Here is a 25,183-nt window from a genome sequence, read left to right on the forward strand (position 1 = left end):
TAACATCGATGCGTTTTCCTTCATCATTAGTGCTGTTGCTGTTAATTTCTTTTAATTTATCTGCACAGGAGGAAGAGGAAGAAGAAACGCAGCAGGAGCAGGATACGACCCAAACCTTTTCGTTTGGTAGGATTTCTATGCCCGATCCTGGTTCCATACAGTCTAAATATGAATATGATCCTGTCTTAGATTTATATTTCTATAAAAAGAGTCTGGGTGAGACCAATATTGGTCTTCCTTTAGTTCTTTCTCCAAAAGAGTATGAAGAGCTGGTTGTTAAAGAAGAAATGCAACGCTATTTCTTATTAAAAAATCAGGCGCTTACCGGTAGATCCGATGATGCAGATGCTTTGCAACAGGATTTACTCCCGGATTTTTATGTGAATTCAGATTTCTTTCAAAGTATTTTTGGCGGAACCAATATCGATATTGCTCCGCAAGGTTCAGTAGCTATGGATCTTGGTATTTTATATACCAAGCAGGATAACCCGGCTTATTCCCCAAGAAACCGTTCTAATTTCACTTTTGATTTTGATCAGAGAATTCAGTTGTCTTTATTGGGGCAGGTAGGAACACGCCTGGGAATTACCGCCAATTATGATACCGAATCTACTTTTGATTTTCAAAATCAGTTAAAATTAGAATATACCCCCAGCGAAGACGACATTATTCAGAAAATAGAAGTGGGTAATGTAAATATGCCGCTGAATAATACTTTAATTCAGGGTGCACAAAGCCTATTTGGATTTAAAACACAGCTTCAGTTTGGTAAAACAAGAATTACAGGAGTTTTCTCAGAACAAAATTCAGAGCGTAGAACGGTAAATGTAGAAGGAGGTGCTGCGGTAGAAGATTATGAAAAATTTGCACTGGATTATGATCAGGATCGTCACTTTTTCTTAGCTCATTATTTTAGGGATAATTATAACGAATTTATAGCCGATTACCCTTTTGTAAGAAGCGGTATACAGATTAAACGTATACAGGTTTGGATTACTAACAGGACCAATAATGTTCAAAATCTAACCGATACCAGAAATATTGTCGCGATTCAGGATATTGGGGAAAGTCCGGTAGAAGGAAATATTGGGTTGGATAATGTGCCACCTGGATTTTTTAATCAGCCTGCAGGAGCCTACCCAGATAACGAAAATAATGATTTTAACCCGGTAGGGATAACAGGAAATGAACAATCTATTTTAACTCCCGCTATTCGAGATATCTCAACTGTAGAAAGTGGATTTGGGAATGTGCGCGTTTCAGAGGGTATTGATTATGTAAAGCTGGAAAATGCACGCCAGCTTAGTCCAAATGAGTACAGACTCAACCAGGATCTGGGATATATTACTCTTAACCAACGGTTGAGCAATGATGAGGTACTGGCTGTAGCATTTCAGTACACGGTAAATGGGCAGGTGTATCAGGTTGGTGAATTTGCAAACGATGGTGTTAATGCTACCGGAGATGAATTTCAGCAGCAACAGGGACAGACTGATGCAAGGGTAAGTCAGAATCTGGTGGTTAAAATGCTTAAAAGTACTGTTACTAATGTAAATGAGCCGGTGTGGGATTTAATGATGAAAAATATCTATAGTTTAGGAGCTTACGATTTAGACCCTAATGATTTTAGATTGAACATTCTTTATACAGATCCCCAACCGCTTAATTATATTCGTCCCGCTGAAAATTCTTCCTTGCCCCTACCCGCAGATGTTGCGGAAACTCCGCTTTTGCGTGTTTTTAACCTGGATAACCTGAATAATAATAATGATCCTATTAATGGAGGCGACGGATTCTTCGATTTTGTACCTGGTTTTACAATCGATGTACAAAACGGACTGGTTATCTTTACTTCAGTTGAGCCTTTTGGAGAATATTTGTTTGAAAAATTAGATAATACACCTAATAACAATCAGGAGATTTATTCTGAACCTTCAACCTGGAACGACAACCAGGAGAAATATGTGTTTCGATCCTTATATCGAACCACTAAAACTCAGGCAGAGCAAGAAGATGCTGATAAAAATAAGTTTCAACTAAAAGGACGCTACAAATCATCCAATTTTGAAGGGATTCCTATCGGTTTTAATGTTCCGCAGGGATCGGTTACAGTAACGGCCGGAGGAAGAACACTTCAGGAAGGGGTAGATTATGTGGTGAATTATGATTTAGGTAGGGTGCAGATCCTGGATGAAGCTCTTTTAGCTTCTGATACCCCTATTCAGGTAAATACGGAAAGCAATGCATTATTTGGGCAGCAATCTAAACGTTTTACAGGGATTAATGTAGAGCATCAGTTTAATGAAGATCTAATTGTAGCCGGTACTTTTCTAAATCTAAGAGAGCGCCCTCTTACCCAAAAAGCAAATTATAGTTATGAACCTATAAATAATACCATTTTAGGTTTTAATTTTAATTATACAAAAGAGGTGCCTTTTTTAACCAGACTGGTTAATAAATTGCCTAATGTGGATACCGATGTAAAATCAAATGTTTCGGTAAGGGGGGAATTTGCGTATTTGATTCCCGGGGCACCCGCAGTAAATGATTTTGATGGAAAGGCAACTTCTTATATCGATGATTTTGAATCTGCGCAAACTTCGATAGATATTAGTACTCCGCTTAGTTGGGAGCTTTCCAGTGTGCCTATTGGCTTTGGAGGAGAACTGGCAAACGGCGATTTAAGCGTTGGGGATAGAAGGGCTAAGCTGGCCTGGTATACTATCGACCCTGTTTTTTACAGTAATAGCCGTCCCGATGGGATAACAGATTCAGATCTTAGCAGTTATGCCGCAAGAAGAGTGACTGTAGACGAAATTTTTCCAAATGTAGATGTGATCCAGGGGCAGGCGCAGGTAATTTACACCATGGATGTAGCTTATTACCCTGGGGAGCGAGGGCCTTATAATTACAATTCTGCCGCAGCGGGCGGTAATACTTTACCTAATCCTGCCGGTAATTTTGGAGGGATGATGCGTGGAATAAATACTACAAATTTTGAACAGTCTAACGTAGAGTATATTCAGTTTTGGGTGATGGATCCGTTTATTTATCAGGATGATCCTAATAATGTGAATAATGATGGAAAGATTGTTTTTAACTTAGGGAATATTAGCGAAGATGTACTCAAAGATGGTAGAAAGCAATATGAAAACGGACTCCCGGAGGATGGATCTGATCTTAATACTACCGAGACTGCTTTTGGTAAAGTACCCACAGACCAATCATTGGTATATGCTTTTAGTTCAGAAGGCCAGGCCAGGCTTAATCAAGATGTGGGTTACGATGGGCTAAACGATGCTGAGGAGGCGCAGAAATTTCCGCAATTTGGGAATTTACCTGATCCTTCTGCAGATAATTATGAGTATTTTCTAAATGCCGAGGGAGGGATTAAAGAGCGTTATAGAAATTATAACGGAGTAGAGGGGAACTCCCCGGATAATTCGGGAAACAATAACCGTGGAAACACAACGCTGCCTACCACAGAGGATGTGAACCGGGATAATACCATGAATACGATTAATAGCTATTTTCAGTATGAAGTTCCGTTTTTTGAAGGGATGAATAGCGAAAATAACGAGTACGTTTCAGATACAAAAGAGTTAAATGTAACCCTTAAAAATGGGCAAACACAGCGGGTACGTTGGGTGCAGTTTAAAGTACCTATTTTTGAACCTACTGATGCTATTGGTGGAATTGCGGATTATCGTTCGATTCGTTTTATGAGGATGTTTTTAACCGACTTCCAGAATCCTACCTTGTTGAGGTTTGGAACGATGGAATTGGTTAGGGGAGATTATCGTCGCTATAATGGTAATTTGGATGAAGAAAGTAATTTGCCGGAAAGCTCTGATGTACTCTTTGAAGTTACTGCGGTAAATATCGAAGAAAACGAAAACAGGGAGCCTATTCCTTACGTACTTCCACCGGGAGTGATTAGGGAAGAATTATATCAAAACAACACCAATATCAGGCAAAACGAGCAATCTCTGGCGATGCGTGTTTGCGGTTTGGAGCCGCAGGATGCGCGAGCAGTGTATAAAAATTTTCAGGTAGATATGCGGCAGTATAAAAATCTAGAAATGTTTCTGCATGCTGAAGGGTTTCAGGGACAGGCCGATCCTGATGATGGCGATATGGTTGCTTTTATAAGAATAGGGACCGATTTCACTGATAACTTTTATCAGATTGAAATTCCGCTTTCTATCACCGCTGCCGGTAGTGTGAATCCCTCGGATATCTGGCCAGAGCTTAACCGTTTAAATTTGCCACTAGAGTTGCTTCAGCGGGTGAAAACAACGGTTTTAGGAGATCCGTCCTATAATACAACTCGTTTAAATTTCTTTGACGAAAATTTGGAGCCGCGTAACCCTCAAGATGCCTATGAGCCTGGAAGATTAAGGATTGGTGTAAAGGGGAATCCAAGTTTTGGAAATGTTAGACTGATTATGCTAGGGGTTAAAAACGGAACGCCCAGAGCTGGTTTGCAGGAAGTTTGTGGGGAAGTTTGGTTTAATGAGCTTCGACTTTCAGATCTTGATAACGAGGGAGGATGGGCAGGCGTCCTAAACATAGATACCAATTTAGCCGATTTTGCAACTTTTTCTGCAACAGGGAGAAAAAGTACTGTAGGATTCGGTACTTTGGATCAGGGACCAAATCAGCGTAGCAGGGAAGATGCAGAACAGTATGATTTTGTAACCAATATTAATATGGGGCAATTGCTTCCACAAAAATGGGGGCTTAAAATTCCTGTGAATTATAGTCGTGGCGAAGAAGTAATTACCCCAAAATACGATCAGGAATTTTTAGATATCGAATTAGATACGCGTTTAGCCGGTATTACCGATCCACAAGAGAGAGACCGGGTTAAAAAGCAATCACAAACCTATACGAAACGAGAAAGTATAAATCTTATAGGGTTAAGGAAAGAAAGAACTGGCGAAGCAAAACCACAGCCTTATGATATTGAAAACTTTGCTTTTTCAGGTTCTTATAATCAGGTGGATTATCGTGATTTTGAAATCGAGGAATCCTTAGATCAAAATGTAAGAACAGGGGCAACGTATGAATTTAATTTCGCGCCTAAAAAATTAGAGCCGTTTAAAAATACAGCTGCTCTGGATAGTAGTCAGTATTTCTCAATTATTAAAGATTTCAACCTTAATTTATTGCCTTCCAATATCAATGCCAGTGCAAATTATTTCAGGCAGTTTACTCAGCAACAATTCAGGTCCTTAGAATTGAGCGATAATGATATAGGAATTCCTACTTTGTATCAAAGAAATTTCCTTTTTGATTGGGAGTATGGAATAAACTATAATCTTACCAGTGCTTTGAATTTTAGTTTTAATGCTTCAAATAATCGAATTGTAAGAAATTATATCGATGAAGATGGAAACGCGAATAATGCTATTGGCGTTTTTGATGACTATTTTAATGTAGGCGAGCCCAATAATCATTATCAAAGTATCCAGGTAAATTATGAATTACCATTAAATAAGTTGCCGGTTTTTGAATTTTTAAAAGCTTCTTATTCATATACCGGGGATTTCCAGTGGCAACGAGGTTCAAGAATTTATCAAAATCTTGAAGGTATCCCAAATATTGGAAATTCTGTTCAGAATTCGAATACCCATCAAATTACAGCCAATATGGATTTGCAAAAGCTGTATACTTATGTAGGAATTAGAAAAAAAGATAATCAGAGAGCAACTTCGATAGCAGAGCGTAGTATGGGAGTGCCAACACTACAGCCCTCAGGAGAAGAAACACAGGCTAAGCCAGTACGTAATAGAAATACCGCTTCCGGCAATAAAGCGGTAAATACACTTATTGATGTGGTGACCGCTGTAAAAAGGCTTCAGGTAAACTATAGAAATACCCAGGGAACCTTTTTACCAGGTTATACTCGTAGTATAGGCTTTATGGGAACCTTAAAACCTTCTGCAGGATTTACTTTTGGAATGCAGGATGAAATTAGATATGAGGCTGCAAGGAGAGGATGGTTAACTTTATATCAAAATTTTAATCAGCAATTTACCACCAATAAAAATGAAGAATTAAATGCTCAGGCTTCTGTAGATTTGCTTCCTGATCTGACGATTGATATTATTGGAAGGAAATTATATTCTGAAACTTATTCTGAAAACTTTAAGGTAGATCCTCAAAACCTGCAATATCAAGCTTTAACACCTTACACTTTTGGGAATTATAATATTTCTACGGTTCTGATTAAAACCGCTTTTAGTCAAAGTAACGAGCAGTCTTCGGCAACCTTTGAACAGTTTCGGGCAAATCGAATAGAAATAGCGAGAAGGTTAGCAGTAGAACGTGGTTTAGATCCGGATAATGTAGATGAAAGCGGATATCCTGTAGGATTGGGCAGAACCAATCAGGCAGTATTATTGCCGGCTTTCCTTGCTGCATACACGGGAACTTCTGTAGATAATGTTAAGTTAGGAGCATTTAGAAGTATTCCTTTGCCAAACTGGAATATAAAATATACCGGATTGATGAGATTGGCGTTTTTTAAACGTAATTTTAGGAGGGTTTCACTGTCTCATGGTTATCAGTCTAATTACACGATTAACCAATTTCAAACCAATTTGGATTATGATGCAGAAAAACCTTTTGAAACCAACCAGGCTGGAGATTACAAAAATCCAACATTATTCTCGAATATCGTGTTGTCTGAATTGTTTACACCTTTGCTGCAGGTAGATTTAGAGACCACAAATAATATTCAGTTTTTAGGAAGATTGGAGAAAGACAGGCAGCTTTCCCTTAGTTTCGATAATAATATCCTTACTGAAATTAGTGGAAATCAGTACACCTTAGGGATGGGCTATCGTTTAAAAGATATGAAGATTATTACCGCTTTAGGTGGGCGTCGCAGGGTATTAAGTAGTGATCTTAACTTTAAAGCTGATGTTTCTTACCGTAAAAATAAAACCATCGTAAGGTATCTGGATTTATCAAATAATCAGGTTATTGCCGGTCAGGATATCTGGTCGATTAATTTTGTGACCGATTATGCCATTACTAAGAACCTAACTGCATTGTTCTATTATGAGCATACCTTCTCTGAATATGCGGTTTCCACAGCGTTTCCGCAAACCACAATAAGGTCGGGAATTACTTTGAGATATAATTTTGGAAATTAATGCCGCCCTATTTGAACAATTAACCGAAAAAATTAACTTTGTTGCTATATAAAACATAACTATGAATATTCCAGAGGATTTAAAGTACACCAGAGACCACGAATGGGTTAAAATCGATGGCGACATTGCAACTGTAGGGATTACAGATTTTGCACAGGGTGAATTAGGAGATATTGTTTACGTAGAGGTAGAGTCTGTAGATGAGTCCCTAAACCGAGAAGATGTTTTTGGTACGGTAGAAGCCGTTAAAACAGTTTCAGACCTTTATTTGCCATTAACTGGCGAGATTGTTGAGTTTAACGATAGTCTAGAGGATGAGCCGGAAAAAGTAAATAATGCACCTTATACTGATGGGTGGATGATTAAGATTAAATATGCTGAAATTGCCGAGTTAGAGGATCTGCTTACCGCGCAAGAATATAAAGAAATCATCGGTGGTTAAACTTGCCTTCTCTCTGGCAGGTCTATATACGGCTACGCTCATTTTTTTCTCCCTATATAAAATAACCCCTGAAATTACAATGGGCGATTTGAGTGTAGGAGATAAACTTTTGCATGCTTCAGCTTATTTTGTTTTATTTTTAGTTTGGAAATTTTCTTTTTTTCTTAAGGCTAAGAATAACTATACATATAAAGCTACAATTTTAAAAATAAGTGTTTTATGTATTGCTTTTGGTATGTTAATTGAGGTTTTACAGGGTACACTTACCAGTTACAGACAGCCCGATTGGTTAGATGTGATTGCGAATTCAACAGGTGTTTTAATAGCATCAATTCTTTTTTTAACTTTGGAGAGGCCACTTAAAAAGGTTAAAAACTGATATTTATTTAATTTTTTGGAAAAAATATTTATTTTAGCAAACCTTATTAATCATTAACCATTATGGAACCTAAGAAAAATCCTAAAGCTGATTTATCGAAAAGAAGCGTATTGTTTCTTCAATTAGGTCTTATATTGGTTCTTTTTGTTACCTGGCAGGCTATTGAATGGAAGACTTATGAGAAGTCTGATATTGATACTGGAATGGTGCAGATGGATCAATTAGAAGACGAAGAAATTCCAATTACAGAAATGCAAAACACGCCACCACCACCTCCACCACCACCACCGGCACCAGAGGTTATCGAAGTTGTGGAGGATGAGGAAGAAGTAGAAGAAGATGAAATCGAATCTACTGAAACCAGTCTTGAAGACATCGTTGAAGTGGAAGAAGTGGTAGAAGCACCAGTAGAAGAAGAGGTAGCTGATGTTCCTTTTGCAGTTATCGAGGACGTGCCAATTTTCCCAGGATGTGAAAATCTTAAAGACAATGAAGAGCGTAAAGCTTGTATGAGTGAAAAAGTGATGAAATTTGTACAAAAAGAATTTGATACAGATTTAGGATCTGAACTTGGATTATCAGGTATTACTCGTGTAATTGTACAGTTTAAGATCGATAAACAAGGAAAGATTACAGATGTTAGAGCTCGTGCTCCACACCCAAGGTTAGAGCAGGAAGCTGCCAGAGTAGTAAATAAATTACCTAAAATGCAACCAGGTAAGCAAAGAGGTAAGCCGGTAGGTGTTGTTTATTCGTTACCGATTACTTTCCAAATTCAAGATTAAGGAAAAATATTACTTATATTATTTATGGAAATCCCGGTTTTTACCGGGATTTCTTTATTTTAGGATATATTTTAAAAGTGTATCTTTTTAGCCGAATATCTATAATTCTAATATGAAGTTTTTTTTACTTCCCGTTATTTTATTAGCTTCTTTTCTAGTACAGGCACAAAATGCAGAGGTTTATCCTGTTTTTCCTGATTGTGAATCTGTAAAATACAATTCTTTAGAAGATTGTTTTAAGAATGCCCTGGTTACGTTTATCACAGATCATTTTGAAACCCCTCCAAAGGTAATTAGTAATAATTATACGGGAGAAATCACCGTTGTTTTTGAAGTGAGTAAAGAAGGTGTTTTTAGACTGATGTATATTAATGCGGCTTATGATGAGTTAAAGGGGGAAATTTCCAGAATATTCAGTTTGCTTCCCGTAATAGAACCAGCAAAATATAATGCGCAGCCTACTTCTATGCAATTTAGGTTACCTATAAAAATTCCTTTAAAAAGAAACGACATTCAGGAGTTGGAGTCTTTACCTGAGGATATAGACGAAGCTCCTAAGGAAAAGAAATCTGATAATTTTCAGACTAACGAGTTGGTTAGGGCGAATAATGAATATGATGCTGTTCGCTCTGATCTTTTTACCAATCCTCGTTATGAAAGCAATATAAATATACCTTTGTCACATGAATATTATTCCAGGTTTGATGCCGCGTTAAATCAAATAGGAACTAATAACCATACAGCTTCAAAACCATTTCTTTTTAAAGATGTTTCGAAATATTACGACCTAAAATCTGATGCTGAAAAGCTTTATCAGGATCGAAAAACTCTGGTTGGACGAAAAATCTGGAATGAGCATATGTTTAGATTCCAAAATGAAGATTATTGGTTTACTTTCGATTTTGCCTTAGATCTTCAACTGGGAAAAGACTTTAATGATAATTCCGCAGATTATACTTATAATAATACCAGAGCAGCAATATTTCAGGGCGGATTAGGTAAACACCTTAATTTTTATACCGTGGTCTATGAGAACCAGGGAAGATTTGCTGGATATTTCAATAATTGGGCAGCATCTATAAGGCCAGATGGTGGAGACCCAGCTATTATTCCAGGACGAGGTATAGCCAAGCCATTTGGAGACGATGCCTACGATTACCCTGTGGCCGAGGGATATCTATCTTATAGTCCTTCAAAATATTTTAATGTTCAGTTTGGACATGGAAAGAACTTTATAGGGGATGGCTATCGTTCCTTATTGGTGAGTGATGTGACCTCACCATATCCCTATTTTAAGCTAAATACTACCTTTTGGAAATTAAAATATACCAATACCTGGATGTCTATGCGTGATGTGAGGCCTGCCGTTACACAAGATGGTAGTTATCGTACAAAGTATATGGCAAATCATTATTTAAGTTTAAATGTGACTAAACGACTTAATATAGGTCTTTTTGAATCTGTAATCTGGGAGAATGATAATAACAGAGGTTTTGATATTAATTATTTAAATCCGGTAATTTTTTACCGGGCCATCGAATTTTCAACGGGTGCACGTGGGGGAAATGCTCTAATTGGACTAAGTGGTAAGTATAAGTTGAGTAATTATTTAAACGCTTATACTCAGGTTATTATTGATGAGTTTTCATCGAGCGATATTTTTGGGGGTGAAAAAAGTTGGAAAAACAAATTAGGTTATCAATTAGGTTTAAAATATTTTGATGCTTTTAAAGTTCCCAATCTTTTCCTTCAGTTAGAATATAATCAGGTGCGTCCCTATACCTATTCTCATAATACAGAAGTGTTGAATTATGGGCATAATAACCAGTCCCTGGCACATTTATGGGGAGCAAATTTTAGAGAACTAATTGCTATTGCCAGATATAAAAAAGATCGCTGGTATGGGATGGCTAAAGTTATTTACGGAAAACGAGGTTTTGATTATGACAATGACTTCTATTCTTATGGAGGAGATATTTATCGTAATTATGAAGACCGACCGTTTGATAACGGCGTGAAAATAGGGCAGGGCAATACTGGAATCTCTTTCTTTGGGCAGTTAGAAACAGGTTATATTATAAATCCGGAAACTAATCTTAAGCTCTATGGTAGTTTTATTTATCGTAACATGAATACCGATATAAATACTAGGAATAATTTTGATATTTCCACCTCCTGGTTAAACTTTGGTATTCGTACAGATATTTTTAATTGGTACTACGATTACTAAGCATATACATAGATTTAAAATTAACAATTGTGCGGCCTTGCCAAAACCTAATTAAGGAGTATCTTTGCGCCAATTATAAAAAATAATTTTGAGTAGCGCGCGCGTACATAGTTCTTCACCTTCGTTATTATCAGATTTTAAGGAAATAACCAAGATGCGATTGGCCATAAGTGTGGTTTTTTCGTCTGTTGCAGGTTACTTTTTGGGAGCAGAAACCGTAGATTTTGTGGTTGTGCTTCTTTTGGCAATTGGAGGATATTTTATGGTAGGAGCGTCTAATGCCTACAATCAAATTATCGAAAAAGACTTGGATGCGCTGATGGATAGAACCAAAAACCGTCCCGTTCCATCAGGTAGAATGTCGGTCACCACAGCTTTTATTATTGCAAGTGTATTTACGATTTTAGGGTTAGTGGTGCTTTATATTATTAATCCCAAAACAGCAATGTTTGGGGCGATTAGTATTTTTCTTTACGTGAGTATCTATACTCCGTTAAAAACAAAAACTCCGTTATCTGTATTTGTAGGGGCTTTTCCAGGAGCTATTCCTTTTATGTTGGGGTGGGTAGCAGCATCAGGAGAATTTAGTATTGAGCCGGGAACCTTGTTTATGATCCAGTTCTTTTGGCAATTCCCTCATTTTTGGGCTATTGGTTGGTGGTTGTATGATGATTATAAGAAAGGAGGCTTTTTTATGTTGCCTACAGGGAAGAGAGATAAAGGAACAGCCATACAAATTGTATTATATGTGGTCTGGACAATATTAGTTTCTTTAATACCTGTATTTGGGGTTACGGGAAGATTGTTTTTAACTCCGGTTTCAGGAATCATTATCCTACTATTGGGCTTGGGAATGCTTTACTATGCGATCCGTCTTTTTAAGCTAAAAACAGCAGATGCAGCGAAAAAATTGATGTTAGCCAGTGTGTCATATATTACTTTATTACAAATAGTTTACGTATTGGATAAATTTATTAGAGAATGGATTTAACAAAAGGAAGCGAGCAGGAAAGAAGAAATCGAGCTAAAAAAATGATGCTCTGGTTTGCGATTATTAGTATGGGGATGATGTTTGCCGGTCTAACCAGTGCTTATGTGGTAAGTAAAACACGGCCCGACTGGCTTACTGAATTTGAATTACCACAATCATTTATGTGGAGTACTATAGTGATTTTTTGTAGTAGTATTACGATGTTCTTTGCAAAAAAGAATATTATATCTGGTAATAGAAAAAATGGTACTGCCTTTTTATTGGGGACTTTAATACTGGCACTTTTGTTTGTGCTTTTTCAATTTCAGGGATTTGCAGCTATTGTAAATGAGGGTTATTATTTTACAGGAAGTGAAAGTACAATTACTACAAGTTTCATTTATGTACTGGTTTTAACTCACTTAGCCCACCTGGCGGCGGGTTTGATAGTACTTTTAGTATTAATTTATAATCATTTTAAACAACGTTACTATAAGGGGCAAACACTTGGATTAGAGCTTGGTGCGACTTTTTGGCACTTCCTTGATGTACTGTGGGTTTACCTGTTTTTCTTTTTATATTTCTTTAGATAATAAAATTGCGTATTTTTGCGCTGCACTTTAAATTAAATGACTTCTTCTATGGACGCTACTGTTGTTAGAACAGGCACCGAAGGTAAAACTTGGGGCGGTGGTAACCAGCCACTTGGAGCCAGCTATGGTAAGTTGATGATGTGGTTTTTCATCCTTTCCGATGCACTTACATTTACAGGATTTTTATCAGCTTATGGATTTTCAAGGTTCAAATTTATGGATTCTTGGCCAATCGCTGATGAAGTTTTTAATCACTTTCCATTTCTTCATGGGGTAGACGCACCAATGTATTATGTAGCATTGATGACGTTTATTCTTATTTTCTCTTCCGTTACAATGGTATTGGCTGTTGATGCCGGTCACCAGATGAAGCAGGGGAAAGTAACTACTTATATGTTTTTAACGATTATTGGTGGTTTGATTTTCTTAGGTTCTCAGGCCTGGGAGTGGAGTAACTTTATCTCTGGGGAGTACGGTGCATTAAAAACAAAAGGAGGAAACATTCTTCAGTTTGTAGATGGTGAGGGTCATCGGGTAGCCCTAAAAGATATCGCTATTACAGAGGGGACTGAACGTACTACGCATACAGAAAACACAGGTATTTGGTTTGAAAGCGGCTCGACAGTCTCAGAATATACCTTAGAAGGTATTAAACAAGGATTTGCGGCAAACGATGATCTTTTTATAAGAACATTAGATTTTGATGAAGTAGGAGCTAAAAAAATACTTTCCAGAGAGGAATCACAAAAATGGTTGGACAATAATGCTATTGGCGTAGTAGAAGGAGCAAACCTTACTGAGAATGAATATGGGCCACCACTATTTGCAGATTTCTTTTTCTTTATTACCGGTTTCCACGGTTTCCACGTTTTTTCGGGAATTCTAATTAATATTATTATTTTCTTCAACGTTATTTTAGGAACCTATGAGAGAAGAGGAAGCTATGAAATGGTTGAAAAAGTTGGTTTATACTGGCACTTTGTAGATTTAGTTTGGGTATTTGTATTTACCTTCTTTTACCTTGTTTAAATTTTGAATCGAAGAAATTATGGCACACGATAGTACAGCACATCACCACGAATCAAATACAAAAAGAATCTGGCAGGTTTTTGCAATTCTTTCTGTAGTTACCATTGTAGAAGTAGTTTTAGGAATTATAAGACCTACTTTTCTTACAAATACTTCTTTGGTAGGAATGCATCTGTTAAACTGGATATTTATAATTCTTACCTTATATAAAGCATATTATATTGCATGGGCATTTATGCACATGGAGCAGGAAACAAAAGGACTTCGAAGAGCAGTCGTATGGTCTGGAGTTTTTCTTGCAATTTATCTAATCTTCATCTTACTAACAGAAGGAGATTATATTTATGAGGTTTATAAAAATGGCTATATCGCCTGGGATTTTTAAATCTTACAAAAGTTAAAACATTAAGAAAAGGCGGTTTTGTTAAACCGTCTTTTTATTTTTGTACTCCTTTTCTGAAACGGTGTTATGAAGAAATTTTTTGTGCTCACAGTACTATTTGCATTGCCGATCGTTGCTTACCTTTTTTTTGCATCGGGGAAAAATAATTTCGCCAGGCTACCAATTTTAACAGAAGATGTTTCTGAAATTTCTGGTCTTACCACTTATAAAGACGAACCTGTATTTCTTGAGGATCATATTAGTGTAGTCGCTTTTTTTGGAGAAAAAATAGAAGATTTAAAGGGAAATACTTTTAATCTCGATAAAAAAATTCTTGAAAAATATTATGCATTTGATGATTTTCAGTTTGTGATTATTCTTCCTGAAAATGCCAAAGCGAGCGCTGCTGATTTTATAAAAGAGTTTGAAGGGATTACCAATGCTCAAGAATGGAAATTCGTATTTGGCTCTCCAGAACAAATTCAAGAGGTATTTAATAGTTTTAGTAGTCCCTATCAGCTTTCAGAAGATAGTTACTCTCCGTATGTTTTTATAGTGGATAAGTCCCGAAACCTTCGAGGTAGGGATGATGACGATGAAGGTAGTCTTTATGGGTATGATTCCAGAGATATAGCAGAATTGACCAATAAGATGAACGATGACGTAAAAGTTATATTGGCTGAATATCGCCTGGCTTTGAAAAAGAATAATGCTGAAAGAAAAAATAATTGATTAGAAATTCACATAATAATGAAGAAGAAATATTCATATATAGGTCTAGCTATTATCATCCTTATTTTTGGAATTATTGTAATTCCGAAAATTGTAGATAAAATGAATAATGGAGAAATAGTAGAAGGAGATCGTCTAAATAAAGAAGGCACAAAGCGTCCTACTAAGGAATCTCCGGAAGTTGGTTATCTTGAATTTAATGGTGAAAAAAGAAAAGCACCAAGTTTCGAATTTATAGATCAACATGGGGATACTATTAGTAATGAAGATTATCTGGGTAAGGTGTATGTGGTAGAATTCTTTTTCACTACTTGTCCGACAATTTGCCCTGTAATGAGTGAAAACTTGGTTGAAGTTCAGGACGAATTAAAGGATTACGAAAATGAATTTGGCGTGGCTTCTTTTTCTATTGATCCAGAGCACGATACTCCACAGGTGCTTTCAGAATATGCCGACCAATACGGCATAACAAATCCTAACTGGCATTTGCTAACCGGAGAAAAGGAAAAAATTTATCAATTGGCAAATGCAGGATTTCAAACGTACGCAGGAGAAGACCCTGATGTGAAGGGCGGTTTTGTTCATTCTGGTATGTTTGCTTTAATTGATAAGGAGGGATATATTCGTTCACGAAAGGATAATTTCGGAAATCCATTGATTTACTATAGAGGCTTTGTAAAAAGAAATGCATCGATAGCTGAGGGAGAAGAGGAGCCGCAAATTGATATGTTGATTGAGGATATTAAAACATTGTTGTGAAAAAAACATTGACAAAAACAGACAAAATCGCCATTCCGGTGATTATAGCGCTTTCGGTATTAGTACCGATTGTAGTTTTAATTTTAATGAATTTACCAGAACGCTACAATCTATTAGGAGCAGAAGCGGGTACTTTTCCTTTATTCCATGCTGTGCTTAATGGTTCTACAGCGGTGTTGCTTTTAATGGGATTTTTCTTTATGAGAATAAAGGAATATAAATTACATAGAAATGTAATGATTACGGCTTTTGTGCTTTCTTCAATATTTTTAGTAAGCTATGTAATTTCAAAAATAAGTAATGAGCCAGTACATTATGAAGGTATAGGATTGCTTAAATATGTTTACTTTTTTATTTTAATCTCACATATCGCCCTTTCAGCAATCATCATTCCATTAGTCTTATTTACGATGTATCGTGGGTTAACTGGTGAGTATGCGAAACATGCTAAAGTGGCCAGATGGACTTTTCCAATATGGTTGTACGTGGCGATAACTGGGGTTTTGGTGTATATTTTTATGTATCCTTATTATTAAAATTGAATAAAATGAAGAGGATTTTTAATGCAAAAACCATATTGGTTATTTTGGTATTTTTTTTTATACCCTTGTTTGCAGACGCTCAATGTGCCATGTGTAGAGCCGTTTTAGAAAGTGAATCTTCGCAAAACGCTGCTGAAGGTATTAATGATGGAATTCTTTATTTAATGATTTTTCCCTACCTGCTTGTAGGAGGTCTTGGATATTATATTTACCGTTCTTACCGTAAAAAGAAATACGAGGCTTAGAATTTTTTAAGTATTTTTTAATTTTTTTGTAACATTTTAAGTTTTTGGAAGTCTTATGGATATGAGCACATTGTTTGCTTTTAACCATCAGTCAAAATGTTATGATTACAATTAAAGATTTACACAAATCTTACAAAACAGGGAATAATTCACTTCATGTTTTAAAAGGAATAAACTTTAATGTTGCTGAAGGTGAACTTGTCTCCATAATGGGATCTTCAGGTTCAGGTAAATCTACGCTTCTTAACATTTTAGGGATGTTGGACGAAGCTGATACGGGCTCTTATACCCTGGATGGCGTAGCAATAAAGAATCTTAATGAAAAAATAGCTGCCCGTTACCGCAACAAATTTCTTGGCTTCATATTTCAATCTTTTAATCTTATTAATTATAAAACGGCACTCGATAATGTAGCCCTGCCTTTATATTATCAGGGGATGAAACGCAGCGAACGTATGGATAGGGCTCAGGCTTATCTAGAAAAAGTAGGTCTTGCGCAGTGGATGGATCATTTACCAAACCAGCTTTCAGGAGGGCAAAAACAGCGGGTAGCCATAGCCAGGGCTTTAGCTTCCGACCCAAAAGTATTACTTGCCGATGAACCCACCGGGGCATTAGATACTAAAACCTCATACGAAGTAATGGATTTAATTCAACAAATTAACGATGAGGGTAGGACCATACTCATTGTTACGCATGAGCATGATATTGCACAAATGACCAAGCGAATAGTAAACCTTAAAGACGGTTTAATTATCGACGATACTCAAGTTAATCAGGTAAGAGCACTACAACATGTTTGATCTTGAACGTTGGCAGGAAATTTTTGAGACCATTAGCAAAAATAAACTGCGTACTTTTTTAACAGGACTTTCAGTGGCATCCGGCATCTTTATCCTCGTCATTCTTCTTGGAATAGGTGAAGGTATGAAACATGGGATTGAAAGAGAATTTCAGGGAGATGCAGCAAATATCATTTATGTTTTTCCCGGAGTAACTTCGAAAGAATACAAAGGTTTAAATCCAGGCCGAATGATTCAGATGAAAAATGAAGATTATCAATTTACCACTTTAGAAAATAAAGAGGATCTAGAATATAAATCTTCGGTATATAGAATTTGGGGCGGTATGGTAAGCTTCGGGAAGGAATCTGGCTCCTATAGGGTAGAAGGTGTGTATCCAGATTATCAATTTCTTGAAAATAGCAGCATGCTTTTAGGTCGTTTTATAAATTATAATGATGTAGAAGCGTCTGGAAAAGTCGTAATTATAGGAAATCGCGTAAAAAATGATCTATTTAAAGACCAAGAAAACATTTTAGGAGAGTACGTAGAAATTTCGGGAATTAAATTTAAGGTAGTTGGAGTATATACAGATCCCGGAGGAGAACGTGAGGAAACTAGGGTTTTTGTCCCTATTACTACGGCTCAAAAAGTTTTTGGTGGAGGTAATGATATTAACTACATGTCTTACACATTACAACCCGAAGATACTTATGAAGAAGCTTTGGCATCAGCTAACGCTTTTACTAATAAAGTAGAAACCTATTTAAAAGGGAAGCACACTATTGCTCCAGATGATAATAGCGCAATTAGGGTGAACAATATGCTGGAGAACACCAAGCGATTTTACGATCTAATGGCCATGATAAAGATGTTTTTTTGGGGAGTTGGGATTTGTACTATTATAGCAGGTGTTGTTGGGGTTAGTAATATTATGCTAATTATAGTAAAAGAACGAACCAGAGAAATTGGAGTACGTAAAGCCCTTGGTGCAGAGCCGCTTTCCATTATTGGGATGGTGCTTCACGAGTCAATTTTTGTGACTTCGTTTGCTGGATTTACAGGTTTGATTTCTGGGTTGATTTTGCTGGATGTAGTTGCCCCTATGATACAGACTGATTTTATATATAACCCTACAGTAAATTTTAATGTGGCTTTGTCTACTGTATTTATACTGATAATAGCAGGAGCGGTCGCTGGATTTTTTCCGGCTTACCGGGCGGCAAAGATAAAACCAATCGTAGCATTAAGGGACGAGTAAAAATTTTAAATCATGTTTAGTAGAGATCGCTGGGACGAAATTATAGAAGCGCTAACCGCAAACTGGTTTAGAACGCTCTTAACTGCTTTTGGAGTGTTGTGGGGAATATTTATACTGGTTATCCTTTTGGCTGCCGGTAAAGGATTAGAGAACGGTGTTAAGCAAGGATTTAGTGGGATGGCTACAAATTCTATGTTTATGTGGTCCCAAACGGTGTCTAAACCCTATAAAGGTTTGCCCAAAGGTCGAAATTATAATTTTAAATTAGGTGATGTTCAAGCTATAAAACAAACGGTAACCGGTTTAGAGATTGTCTCTCCCCGTAATCAATTAGGAGGCTTTGGTGGAGCTAACAATGTTGTGCGTGGTTTAAATAGTGGGGCTTATAACGTATATGGCGATTATCCTGAAATTATAAGACAGCAGCCTATGGATATTACTTCCGGCCGATTTATAAATTATTCGGATATTAAAGATAACCGAAAAGTTGCGGTAATTGGTGAAGGGGTAAGGGCTGGTTTGTATGATATTAACGAAGAAGCTTTGGGAACCTATATTAAAATTAACGGTGTTAGTTTTATGGTGATAGGAACTTATAAGAAAAAAGGTAGCGGTGGTGGAAATGTAGAAGAAATGCAAAAAGAGATTTTTGTGCCTTTTACAGCATTTTCGCAAGCTTTTAATATGGGAAATGTGGTAGGCTGGATGGCGATCACGGCAGATGATGATCATTCGATAACCAATCTTAAAAATAGTGTGTTTGATGTTATCAAGTCCCGTCACAGTATAGCTCCAGATGATGATCGGGCCGTAGGAAATTTTGACTTGTATGAAGAATACAGTCGTATTAACGGTTTATTTATTGCACTGCGCCTGGTGGCTTATTTTGTAGGGACACTTGTTTTGTTATCAGGAATTATAGGGATAAGTAATATTATGCTTATCGTGGTGAAAGAGCGTACGAACGAAATAGGAATTAGGCGTGCTTTGGGAGCAAGTCCCTGGAACATTAGAGGGCAAATACTTTTAGAGTCGATATTTCTTACCATCATTTCAGGCATGGCAGGAATCATTCTCTCTACCTTCGTCATCTTTATAATTAATATGATTTTAGATGGAATGGATACCTCAGAAATGATGTTTATTAATCCATCTGTTAATATTGGGGTTGTTTTAATCGCACTGGCGATCCTGGTGATATCAGGACTACTGGCAGGGTTAATTCCTGCACAAAATGCGATAAAGATCAAGCCTGTAGATGCGTTAAGAACAGAATAACAATTTTAGAAAATAGAATAAACACAATCAAAAATGAAAAGAACAGTTACCATCGTTATTTTAGCCGTAATCTTTATTGGCTTTTTGGGTTCGCTGTATTATTACTTTCAAAAGGGACAGCAAGATCCGGTGGTTTATCAAACTGAACAGGCTTCTGTGCAAACCATCACTAAAAATACAGTAGCAACCGGGAATATTGTTCCATTAGAAGAGATTCTAATTAAACCTAATATTAGTGGAATTATAGATGAAATTTATGTGGAAGCCGGTGAGTCTGTAGCGGCAGGAGATCTAATCGCAAGGATTCGGGTGATTCCCAATGTTAACTCGCTTCAGAGTGCGAAAGATGCTGTGGCTACGGCTAAAATTAATCTTGATAATCAAAAGAAAATATTTGAGCGTCAAAAATCTTTATTCGATAAGGGAGTTATTTCTGCTAATGATTATGATAATGCTGAAGTAGCTTATCAAAGAGCAGAACAGAATTATAAATCGGCCGAGCAAAATTTTGAGATCGTAAAAACCGGAACAACCAGAGGAATTGGTAGCGCAGCAAATACATTAATTAGAAGTACCGTTACCGGAATGGTGCTAGATGTACCTGTAAAAACCGGTAATCAGGTGATCGAATCCAATAACTTTAACGACGGAACTACCCTGGCTACGCTTGCCGATGTGAATAAGATGATTTTTGAAGGTAAAGTAGACGAAAGCGAAGTAGGCAAGATTAAAGAAGGTTTGCCACTAGAAGTCACTGTGGGTGCTATAGAAAATAAAACTTTCGATGCGGTTTTGGATTATATCGCACCAAAGGGAGTGGAAGAAAACGGAGCGATTCAATTTGAAATTAAAGGAACTTTAGATAAAGCAGATACCACTTTTATTAGAGCTGGGTTAAGTGCGAATGCTTCTATAATCTTAGCAAAAGCTGAGGATGTCCTGGCCATTAAAGAAGCATTGGTTCAATTTGATAATGATACGCAACAGCCTTTTGTAGAAATTGAAACCGGAAATCAACAATTTGAGCGTAAAGACGTGGAGCTTGGGGTGAGTGATGGTATTAATGTGGAAATTAAAAGCGGAGTCGGTAAAGACGATAAAATTAAAGTGTGGAACCAACTAAAACCAGCTCAAAATTTTGCTGCAAATTAATTTTATGCATTTTTTGTAACAACTCAACTTTTTGTTAGACCTATCTTTTACAATATACATTATGAAGAAATTTAGACTTTTTACCATTTTACTTTTCATTGGGTTCATCGCCAATGCGCAGGAGAAAAAATGGACCTTGCAGGAATGTGTGGAGTATGCTTTAGAGCATAACATCTCTGTAAAACAATCTGAACTTGATGTAGAAGCAGCTGAAATCGATAAACTTGATGCCATAGGTAATTTATTGCCTGGTTTAAATGGTAATGCCAGCAATTCCTGGAATACAGGTTTAACCCAAAATGTAACTACCGGGGTGCTACAAAATCAAACTACCAGAAACTTTTCTGCAGGAGTAACGGCTAGTATTACGTTATTCGACGGTCTGAGGAATTACAAGCAGCTACAAAGAGCCAAGATGTCTAAACTTGCTGCACAGTATTCTCTAGATAAGATGGAAGATGATATTACATTATCGGTAGCGAACTCTTATTTGCAAGTATTGTTTGCTAAGCAGGATCTTGAAGTTTTAAAATCTCAAAACGAAGTAACTCTAGAGCAGTTAGATCGTACCAAACAACTGGTAGATGCCGGTTCTTTGCCAAGGGGAGATCTCTTGGAAATACAGGCTACAAATGCCGATGAAAAACAACGAATTATAATCGCTCAAAACAATATCAGGATTTCATTGATTAGTCTGGCCCAGACTTTACTGATCAAGGATTATGAAAATTTTGATATCGTAGAGGATGACTATGATATCTTTGGTACCGAAATTTTAGATAATTCAGTATATGATATTATCGAGCGAGCTAAAGAAGAACGTTCAGAAATTAGAATTGCGGAAGCCAACAAGGAAATCGCTGAGCAAAATGTTGAAATAGCCCGTGGGGCCTATTTACCTACATTAGGTGCTTTTGTTAACTATAATACCAGGGAGACCGGTGCAAACAGGATAGATTATATTAATCCACCGGGCACTACAATTACTGAAATTGGTTATGTAGAGTCCACAGGGGAAACAGTAGTGACCGAATCTCAGAACCCTGCCGTTCCCATTTCGTTACCTCCTAGGCCATTTATAGACCAGTTATGGTTAAATGATGGTATTTCTTATGGGTTTCAACTAAGCGTTCCGATTTTTAACGGTTTTGCGACCAGGAATCAAGTTAAAAGAAGCAAAGTAAACGTACGTAGGGCTGAATATCAGTTAGAACAGGCAGAATTGGATCTTGAGGCAAATGTTTATCAGGCTTATGTAGATGCAACCGGGGCTTTTGAAGCTTATGAGGCCGCTTTGGTGGCAGAAGAATCTCAGCAACAGGCTTACGAATACGCGACAGAGCGTTTTGATGTTGGGTTAACTAATGCTTTTGATTTTAGTCAGTCTAAAGTGCGTTACGAAAATGCGCAGCGAGAAGTGATTCGTACCAAGTACGATTACATCTTTAAACTAAAAGTGCTGGAATTATATTTTGGGGTTCCGGTGGCTAATTTAAGATTCTAAATTTCTTGTAAATGCTGATTAATGTTCTGGTTTTTATCAAAACAGGATATTTAAAATATAGCTTTTAAAAATTTTATAAATGAAGAAGAAAACTCTTTTTATCATTCTGGGAATTGTTGTGGTTTTAGCCATATTACTCGTTGTGGGTAAAAAGTCTGGAATGTTTGGTAAAAGCGGTAATTTTAAACAAGTAGAAATTACTGAAATTAAACCATTGGATATCGTTGAAACCGTATCGGCAACCGGAAAAATTCAACCTGAAGTAGAAGTGAAGTTATCTTCCGAGGTTTCTGGAGAGATTATCGAACTTCCGATCATTGAAGGGCAGCAGGTAGAAAAAGGAGACTTATTAGTGAGGATTAACCCCGATATTTATCAGTCTAGTGTACAACGTTCAAAGGCCAGTATGGAGAATGCCCGTGCCAATTATACGCAATCTCAGGCTAGTTTAAAACAAGCGAAGGCAAATTATGAACGTAATAAAACACTTTTTGAGAAAGGAGTGATTTCTAAAGCAGAATGGGATGGTATCGTTTCTAATTACGAAGTTGCTGAAGCTAATAAAGAATCGGCTTATTATAGCATGCAAAGTGCGGCTGCAACGGTAACTGAAGCTCAGGATAATCTTGGAAGAACAAATATTTATGCTCCTATGAGCGGTACCATTTCTAAACTGGATGCTGAATTAGGGGAGCGAGTAGTGGGAACGCAACAAATGGCGGGGACCGAAATTTTACGGGTCGCTAATCTCTCTAATATGGAAGTAGAAGTAGATGTAAATGAAAATGATATTGTAAAAGTTGAGGTTGGAGATTCTACTGTTGTTGAGGTCGATGCTTATCTAAGAAAAGAATTTAAAGGTGTTGTGACTGAAATATCTAACTCTGCCGACAGTGAATTAACTACAGATCAGGTTACCAATTTTAAAGTGAAAGTTCGCATTTTAGAGGATTCTTATAAAGATCTTTTAGAAGGGAAACCAGAAAATTACTCACCGTTTAGACCGGGAATGACGGCTACCGTAGATATCATTACTAATAAAAAGACGGCAGTTATTGGTGTGCCTATTAGTGCGATCGTTGTAAAATCTGATACTACTACGGTAGCGATGGGAACTGCACCTGCCGTGAATGTAGAGACCGATCCTTCTAAACTTTTTGAATGTGTCTTTGTTAAGAACGGGGAAGAAGCTAAATTGCGCGTTGTAAAAACTGGAATACAGGATGATTCTAATATTCAGATTACAGAAGGTCTGAAGGAAGGGGAGACTGTAATTATCGGTCCTTATAATGTAGTAACAAAAACTCTAAAATCCGGAGATAAAGTTGAGGTAGCCGGGAGTACCAACAGCGAAGGATAGAGTCTAAAATTATATAAATTGGCAGTAATTCTTTGTTTGGAAACAGCAACCACCAATTGCTCGGTTGCTTTGAGTAAAGATGGTGATGTAATCGCATTGAAAGAAGATAATAGTAAAGGTTATTCTCATGCTGAAAAGTTGCATGTTTTTATCGATGAAATTTTAAAAGAAAACAATTTTGAAATCGATGACCTTGATGCTATTGCGATTAGCAAGGGACCGGGTTCTTATACCGGTCTTAGGATAGGTGTTTCTGCCGCAAAAGGATTATGTTTTGCTAAGGATATTCCGCTTATTTCAGTACCAACATTAACCGCTTTAGCAAAGCAAGTAACTCCTAATAAAGGAGATCAAATTATCCCTATGCTCGATGCCAGAAGGATGGAAGTTTATTCCGCAGTATTTGATTCAGCATTTAATCAAATAAGAGAAACTAAAGCTCAAGTACTTTCCGAAGATTCTTTTCAGGAGGAATTGGCAAAAGGAAAGGTTTATTTTATTGGGAATGGAGTAGCAAAGTTTAGAGAAATTTGCTCGCAGCAAAATGCCGAGTTTATAGAAGAACGATTGCCATCAGCAAAAGAAATGGGACAAATCGCTTATGATAAATACAAAATAAGCGACATAGAGGATGTCGCTTATTTTGAACCTTATTATTTAAAGGATTTTGTAGCAGGTTAATCTATCTGCTATTTTATTCAGTTTTATCTGTACTGTCTTTCTCTTTTTTAGACTCCTTTAAAACCGTACCACTCATTTTAGTTTGATCATAAAGATAAACATCACGTTGAGGGTAAGGAATCGTCATTCCAGCTTCTTCTAGTCTTATTTTTCCTTCTTCCAGCATAAACCAGTGGATATCCCAAAAAACTGGATTTTTTGCAAAGTATCTTACGTAAAAGTTAACCGAGTTGTCACCTAATTCACCAACTAGTACTTGTGGCGCTGGTTCAGCTTCAATACCTTCCTGCTCTTTTATAAGATTCATAAGCACCTCTTTTGCTTTCTTAATATCATCATCATAAGAAATTCCAAAGGTCATATTTTCACGACGTACCCCGTTTACAGTATAGTTTATAATATTATCGTTAGCTAAACTTCCGTTAGGAATAACGGCTTCCTGATTTCCAAAGGTATCTAGTTTAGTATAAAATAAGCTTACACTTTTCACACTACCAGAAACACCCTGTGCTTCAATCCAGTCACCAACTTTAAATGGTTTTAAAACAATAATTAAAACGCCACCGGCAAAATTGGCCAGAGATCCCTGTAATGCCAAACCTATGGCTAAACCTGCCGCACCTAGAATAGCAACTAAAGATGTGGTTTCTATCCCCACCTGGGAGATGGCAACAATAATTACTAATATTTTTAAGGCCCAACTTACCAGTGTGGTTAAAAAGCCTTTTAATGCAACATCGTAATCTCTTTTGTCTAGAGCCTTTTGCATAAATTTTACCGCGCGTTTTGCGATCCAAAAGCCTATGATTAGAATTAAAATTGCCGCAATTAAGTCCGGTAAAAAGTCAATAAGTTTTTTAGCATATTCCTGTGCTAACTCAGAAAAGTCGTTGAATTTATCCATAGTTTCA

21 protein-coding genes are annotated in these 25,183 nt (G+C 36.9%); 20 read left to right on the forward strand and 1 reads right to left on the reverse strand.

Annotated features, from left to right (window positions below):
- Nucleotides 1–8 precede the first annotated feature (8 nt).
- From sov to tsaB, 20 genes are all read left to right on the forward strand, one after another.
- Nucleotides 9–7,166, forward strand: coding sequence for a T9SS outer membrane translocon Sov/SprA (gene sov, locus ZPR_RS02830; RefSeq protein WP_013070100.1), 7,158 nt, complete (start codon nt 9–11; stop codon nt 7,164–7,166).
- 61 nt (nt 7,167–7,227) lie between these two features.
- Nucleotides 7,228–7,608: a glycine cleavage system protein GcvH gene (gcvH, locus tag ZPR_RS02835; RefSeq protein ID WP_013070101.1), complete on the forward strand. Its 381-nt coding sequence runs from the start codon at nt 7,228–7,230 to the stop codon at nt 7,606–7,608.
- A 79-nt stretch (nt 7,609–7,687) separates the two neighbouring features.
- The gene (locus tag ZPR_RS02840; protein ID WP_013070102.1) at nt 7,688–7,987 is read left to right on the forward strand and encodes a VanZ family protein; all 300 of its coding nucleotides are present in this window, start codon (nt 7,688–7,690) and stop codon (nt 7,985–7,987) included.
- 62 nt (nt 7,988–8,049) lie between these two features.
- On the forward strand, nt 8,050–8,772 hold the full coding sequence (locus tag ZPR_RS02845) for an energy transducer TonB (protein WP_013070103.1): 723 nt from the start codon (nt 8,050–8,052) through the stop codon (nt 8,770–8,772).
- 112 nt (nt 8,773–8,884) lie between these two features.
- Nucleotides 8,885–11,002, forward strand: coding sequence for a hypothetical protein (locus tag ZPR_RS02850; protein ID WP_013070104.1), 2,118 nt, complete (start codon nt 8,885–8,887; stop codon nt 11,000–11,002).
- Nucleotides 11,003–11,090: 88 nt separating this feature from the next.
- Nucleotides 11,091–11,993 carry a heme o synthase gene (gene cyoE / locus ZPR_RS02855; protein WP_041578620.1) on the forward strand — a complete coding sequence of 301 codons (903 nt, stop codon included), beginning with the start codon at nt 11,091–11,093 and terminating at the stop codon, nt 11,991–11,993.
- A complete protein-coding gene (locus ZPR_RS02860) occupies nt 11,984–12,565 on the forward strand; it encodes a cytochrome c oxidase subunit 3 (RefSeq protein ID WP_013070106.1) in 582 nt (193 codons plus the stop codon). The genes cyoE and ZPR_RS02860 overlap by 10 nt, the downstream gene beginning before the upstream one ends.
- 48 nt (nt 12,566–12,613) lie before the next feature.
- Nucleotides 12,614–13,594, forward strand: coding sequence for a cytochrome c oxidase subunit 3 (locus tag ZPR_RS02865; protein ID WP_041579537.1), 981 nt, complete (start codon nt 12,614–12,616; stop codon nt 13,592–13,594).
- A gap of 19 nt (nt 13,595–13,613) precedes the next feature.
- Nucleotides 13,614–13,979: a cytochrome C oxidase subunit IV family protein gene (locus ZPR_RS02870; RefSeq protein ID WP_013070108.1), complete on the forward strand. Its 366-nt coding sequence runs from the start codon at nt 13,614–13,616 to the stop codon at nt 13,977–13,979.
- 84 nt (nt 13,980–14,063) lie between these two features.
- Nucleotides 14,064–14,708, forward strand: coding sequence for a hypothetical protein (locus tag ZPR_RS02875; protein ID WP_013070109.1), 645 nt, complete (start codon nt 14,064–14,066; stop codon nt 14,706–14,708).
- A gap of 18 nt (nt 14,709–14,726) precedes the next feature.
- Entirely contained in the window at nt 14,727–15,467 is a 741-nt protein-coding gene (locus ZPR_RS02880) for an SCO family protein (RefSeq protein WP_013070110.1), read from the forward strand.
- The gene (locus tag ZPR_RS02885; protein WP_041578621.1) at nt 15,464–16,003 is read left to right on the forward strand and encodes a DUF420 domain-containing protein; all 540 of its coding nucleotides are present in this window, start codon (nt 15,464–15,466) and stop codon (nt 16,001–16,003) included. Before ZPR_RS02880 ends, ZPR_RS02885 begins: the two co-directional genes overlap by 4 nt.
- 11 nt (nt 16,004–16,014) lie before the next feature.
- Nucleotides 16,015–16,254 (forward strand): membrane protein, encoded by a 240-nt coding sequence (locus ZPR_RS02890; RefSeq protein WP_041578622.1) that lies wholly within the window; start codon nt 16,015–16,017, stop codon nt 16,252–16,254.
- 101 nt (nt 16,255–16,355) lie between these two features.
- Nucleotides 16,356–17,057 (forward strand): ABC transporter ATP-binding protein, encoded by a 702-nt coding sequence (locus ZPR_RS02895; RefSeq protein ID WP_013070113.1) that lies wholly within the window; start codon nt 16,356–16,358, stop codon nt 17,055–17,057.
- Nucleotides 17,050–18,297, forward strand: a complete 1,248-nt coding sequence (locus ZPR_RS02900; RefSeq protein WP_013070114.1) for an ABC transporter permease — start codon at nt 17,050–17,052, stop codon at nt 18,295–18,297. Before ZPR_RS02895 ends, ZPR_RS02900 begins: the two co-directional genes overlap by 8 nt.
- 12 nt (nt 18,298–18,309) lie before the next feature.
- A complete protein-coding gene (locus ZPR_RS02905) occupies nt 18,310–19,575 on the forward strand; it encodes an ABC transporter permease (protein ID WP_013070115.1) in 1,266 nt (421 codons plus the stop codon).
- A gap of 33 nt (nt 19,576–19,608) precedes the next feature.
- Entirely contained in the window at nt 19,609–20,727 is a 1,119-nt protein-coding gene (locus tag ZPR_RS02910; protein ID WP_013070116.1) for an efflux RND transporter periplasmic adaptor subunit, read from the forward strand.
- A gap of 61 nt (nt 20,728–20,788) precedes the next feature.
- Complete coding sequence (locus ZPR_RS02915) at nt 20,789–22,231, forward strand: TolC family protein (protein ID WP_013070117.1); 1,443 nt, start codon at nt 20,789–20,791, stop codon at nt 22,229–22,231.
- A 79-nt stretch (nt 22,232–22,310) separates the two neighbouring features.
- Nucleotides 22,311–23,591 (forward strand): efflux RND transporter periplasmic adaptor subunit, encoded by a 1,281-nt coding sequence (locus ZPR_RS02920; protein ID WP_013070118.1) that lies wholly within the window; start codon nt 22,311–22,313, stop codon nt 23,589–23,591.
- A gap of 18 nt (nt 23,592–23,609) precedes the next feature.
- Nucleotides 23,610–24,272, forward strand: coding sequence for a tRNA (adenosine(37)-N6)-threonylcarbamoyltransferase complex dimerization subunit type 1 TsaB (gene tsaB / locus ZPR_RS02925; RefSeq protein WP_041578623.1), 663 nt, complete (start codon nt 23,610–23,612; stop codon nt 24,270–24,272).
- A 13-nt stretch (nt 24,273–24,285) separates the two neighbouring features.
- Here the strand turns inward: tsaB and ZPR_RS02930 are convergent, their stop codons facing one another.
- Nucleotides 24,286–25,176 carry a mechanosensitive ion channel family protein gene (locus ZPR_RS02930; protein ID WP_013070120.1) on the reverse strand — a complete coding sequence of 297 codons (891 nt, stop codon included), beginning with the start codon at nt 25,174–25,176 and terminating at the stop codon, nt 24,286–24,288.
- Nucleotides 25,177–25,183: the final 7 nt, after the last annotated feature.

The organism is Zunongwangia profunda SM-A87 (assembly GCF_000023465.1).
GTDB lineage: Bacteria > Bacteroidota > Bacteroidia > Flavobacteriales > Flavobacteriaceae > Zunongwangia > Zunongwangia profunda.

Coding starts and splice junctions, on each gene's coding strand:
- sov (WP_013070100.1), top strand. CDS start 9: ATGCGTTTTCCTTCATCATTAGTGCTGTTGCTGTTAATTTCTTTTAAT.
- gcvH (WP_013070101.1), top strand. CDS start 7,228: ATGAATATTCCAGAGGATTTAAAGTACACCAGAGACCACGAATGGGTT.
- ZPR_RS02840 (WP_013070102.1), top strand. CDS start 7,688: ATGGGCGATTTGAGTGTAGGAGATAAACTTTTGCATGCTTCAGCTTAT.
- ZPR_RS02845 (WP_013070103.1), top strand. CDS start 8,050: ATGGAACCTAAGAAAAATCCTAAAGCTGATTTATCGAAAAGAAGCGTA.
- ZPR_RS02850 (WP_013070104.1), top strand. CDS start 8,885: ATGAAGTTTTTTTTACTTCCCGTTATTTTATTAGCTTCTTTTCTAGTA.
- ZPR_RS02860 (WP_013070106.1), top strand. CDS start 11,984: ATGGATTTAACAAAAGGAAGCGAGCAGGAAAGAAGAAATCGAGCTAAA.
- ZPR_RS02865 (WP_041579537.1), top strand. CDS start 12,614: ATGGACGCTACTGTTGTTAGAACAGGCACCGAAGGTAAAACTTGGGGC.
- ZPR_RS02870 (WP_013070108.1), top strand. CDS start 13,614: ATGGCACACGATAGTACAGCACATCACCACGAATCAAATACAAAAAGA.
- ZPR_RS02875 (WP_013070109.1), top strand. CDS start 14,064: ATGAAGAAATTTTTTGTGCTCACAGTACTATTTGCATTGCCGATCGTT.
- ZPR_RS02880 (WP_013070110.1), top strand. CDS start 14,727: ATGAAGAAGAAATATTCATATATAGGTCTAGCTATTATCATCCTTATT.
- ZPR_RS02890 (WP_041578622.1), top strand. CDS start 16,015: ATGAAGAGGATTTTTAATGCAAAAACCATATTGGTTATTTTGGTATTT.
- ZPR_RS02895 (WP_013070113.1), top strand. CDS start 16,356: ATGATTACAATTAAAGATTTACACAAATCTTACAAAACAGGGAATAAT.
- ZPR_RS02900 (WP_013070114.1), top strand. CDS start 17,050: ATGTTTGATCTTGAACGTTGGCAGGAAATTTTTGAGACCATTAGCAAA.
- ZPR_RS02905 (WP_013070115.1), top strand. CDS start 18,310: ATGTTTAGTAGAGATCGCTGGGACGAAATTATAGAAGCGCTAACCGCA.
- ZPR_RS02910 (WP_013070116.1), top strand. CDS start 19,609: ATGAAAAGAACAGTTACCATCGTTATTTTAGCCGTAATCTTTATTGGC.
- ZPR_RS02915 (WP_013070117.1), top strand. CDS start 20,789: ATGAAGAAATTTAGACTTTTTACCATTTTACTTTTCATTGGGTTCATC.
- ZPR_RS02920 (WP_013070118.1), top strand. CDS start 22,311: ATGAAGAAGAAAACTCTTTTTATCATTCTGGGAATTGTTGTGGTTTTA.
- ZPR_RS02930 (WP_013070120.1), bottom strand. CDS start 25,176: ATGGATAAATTCAACGACTTTTCTGAGTTAGCACAGGAATATGCTAAA.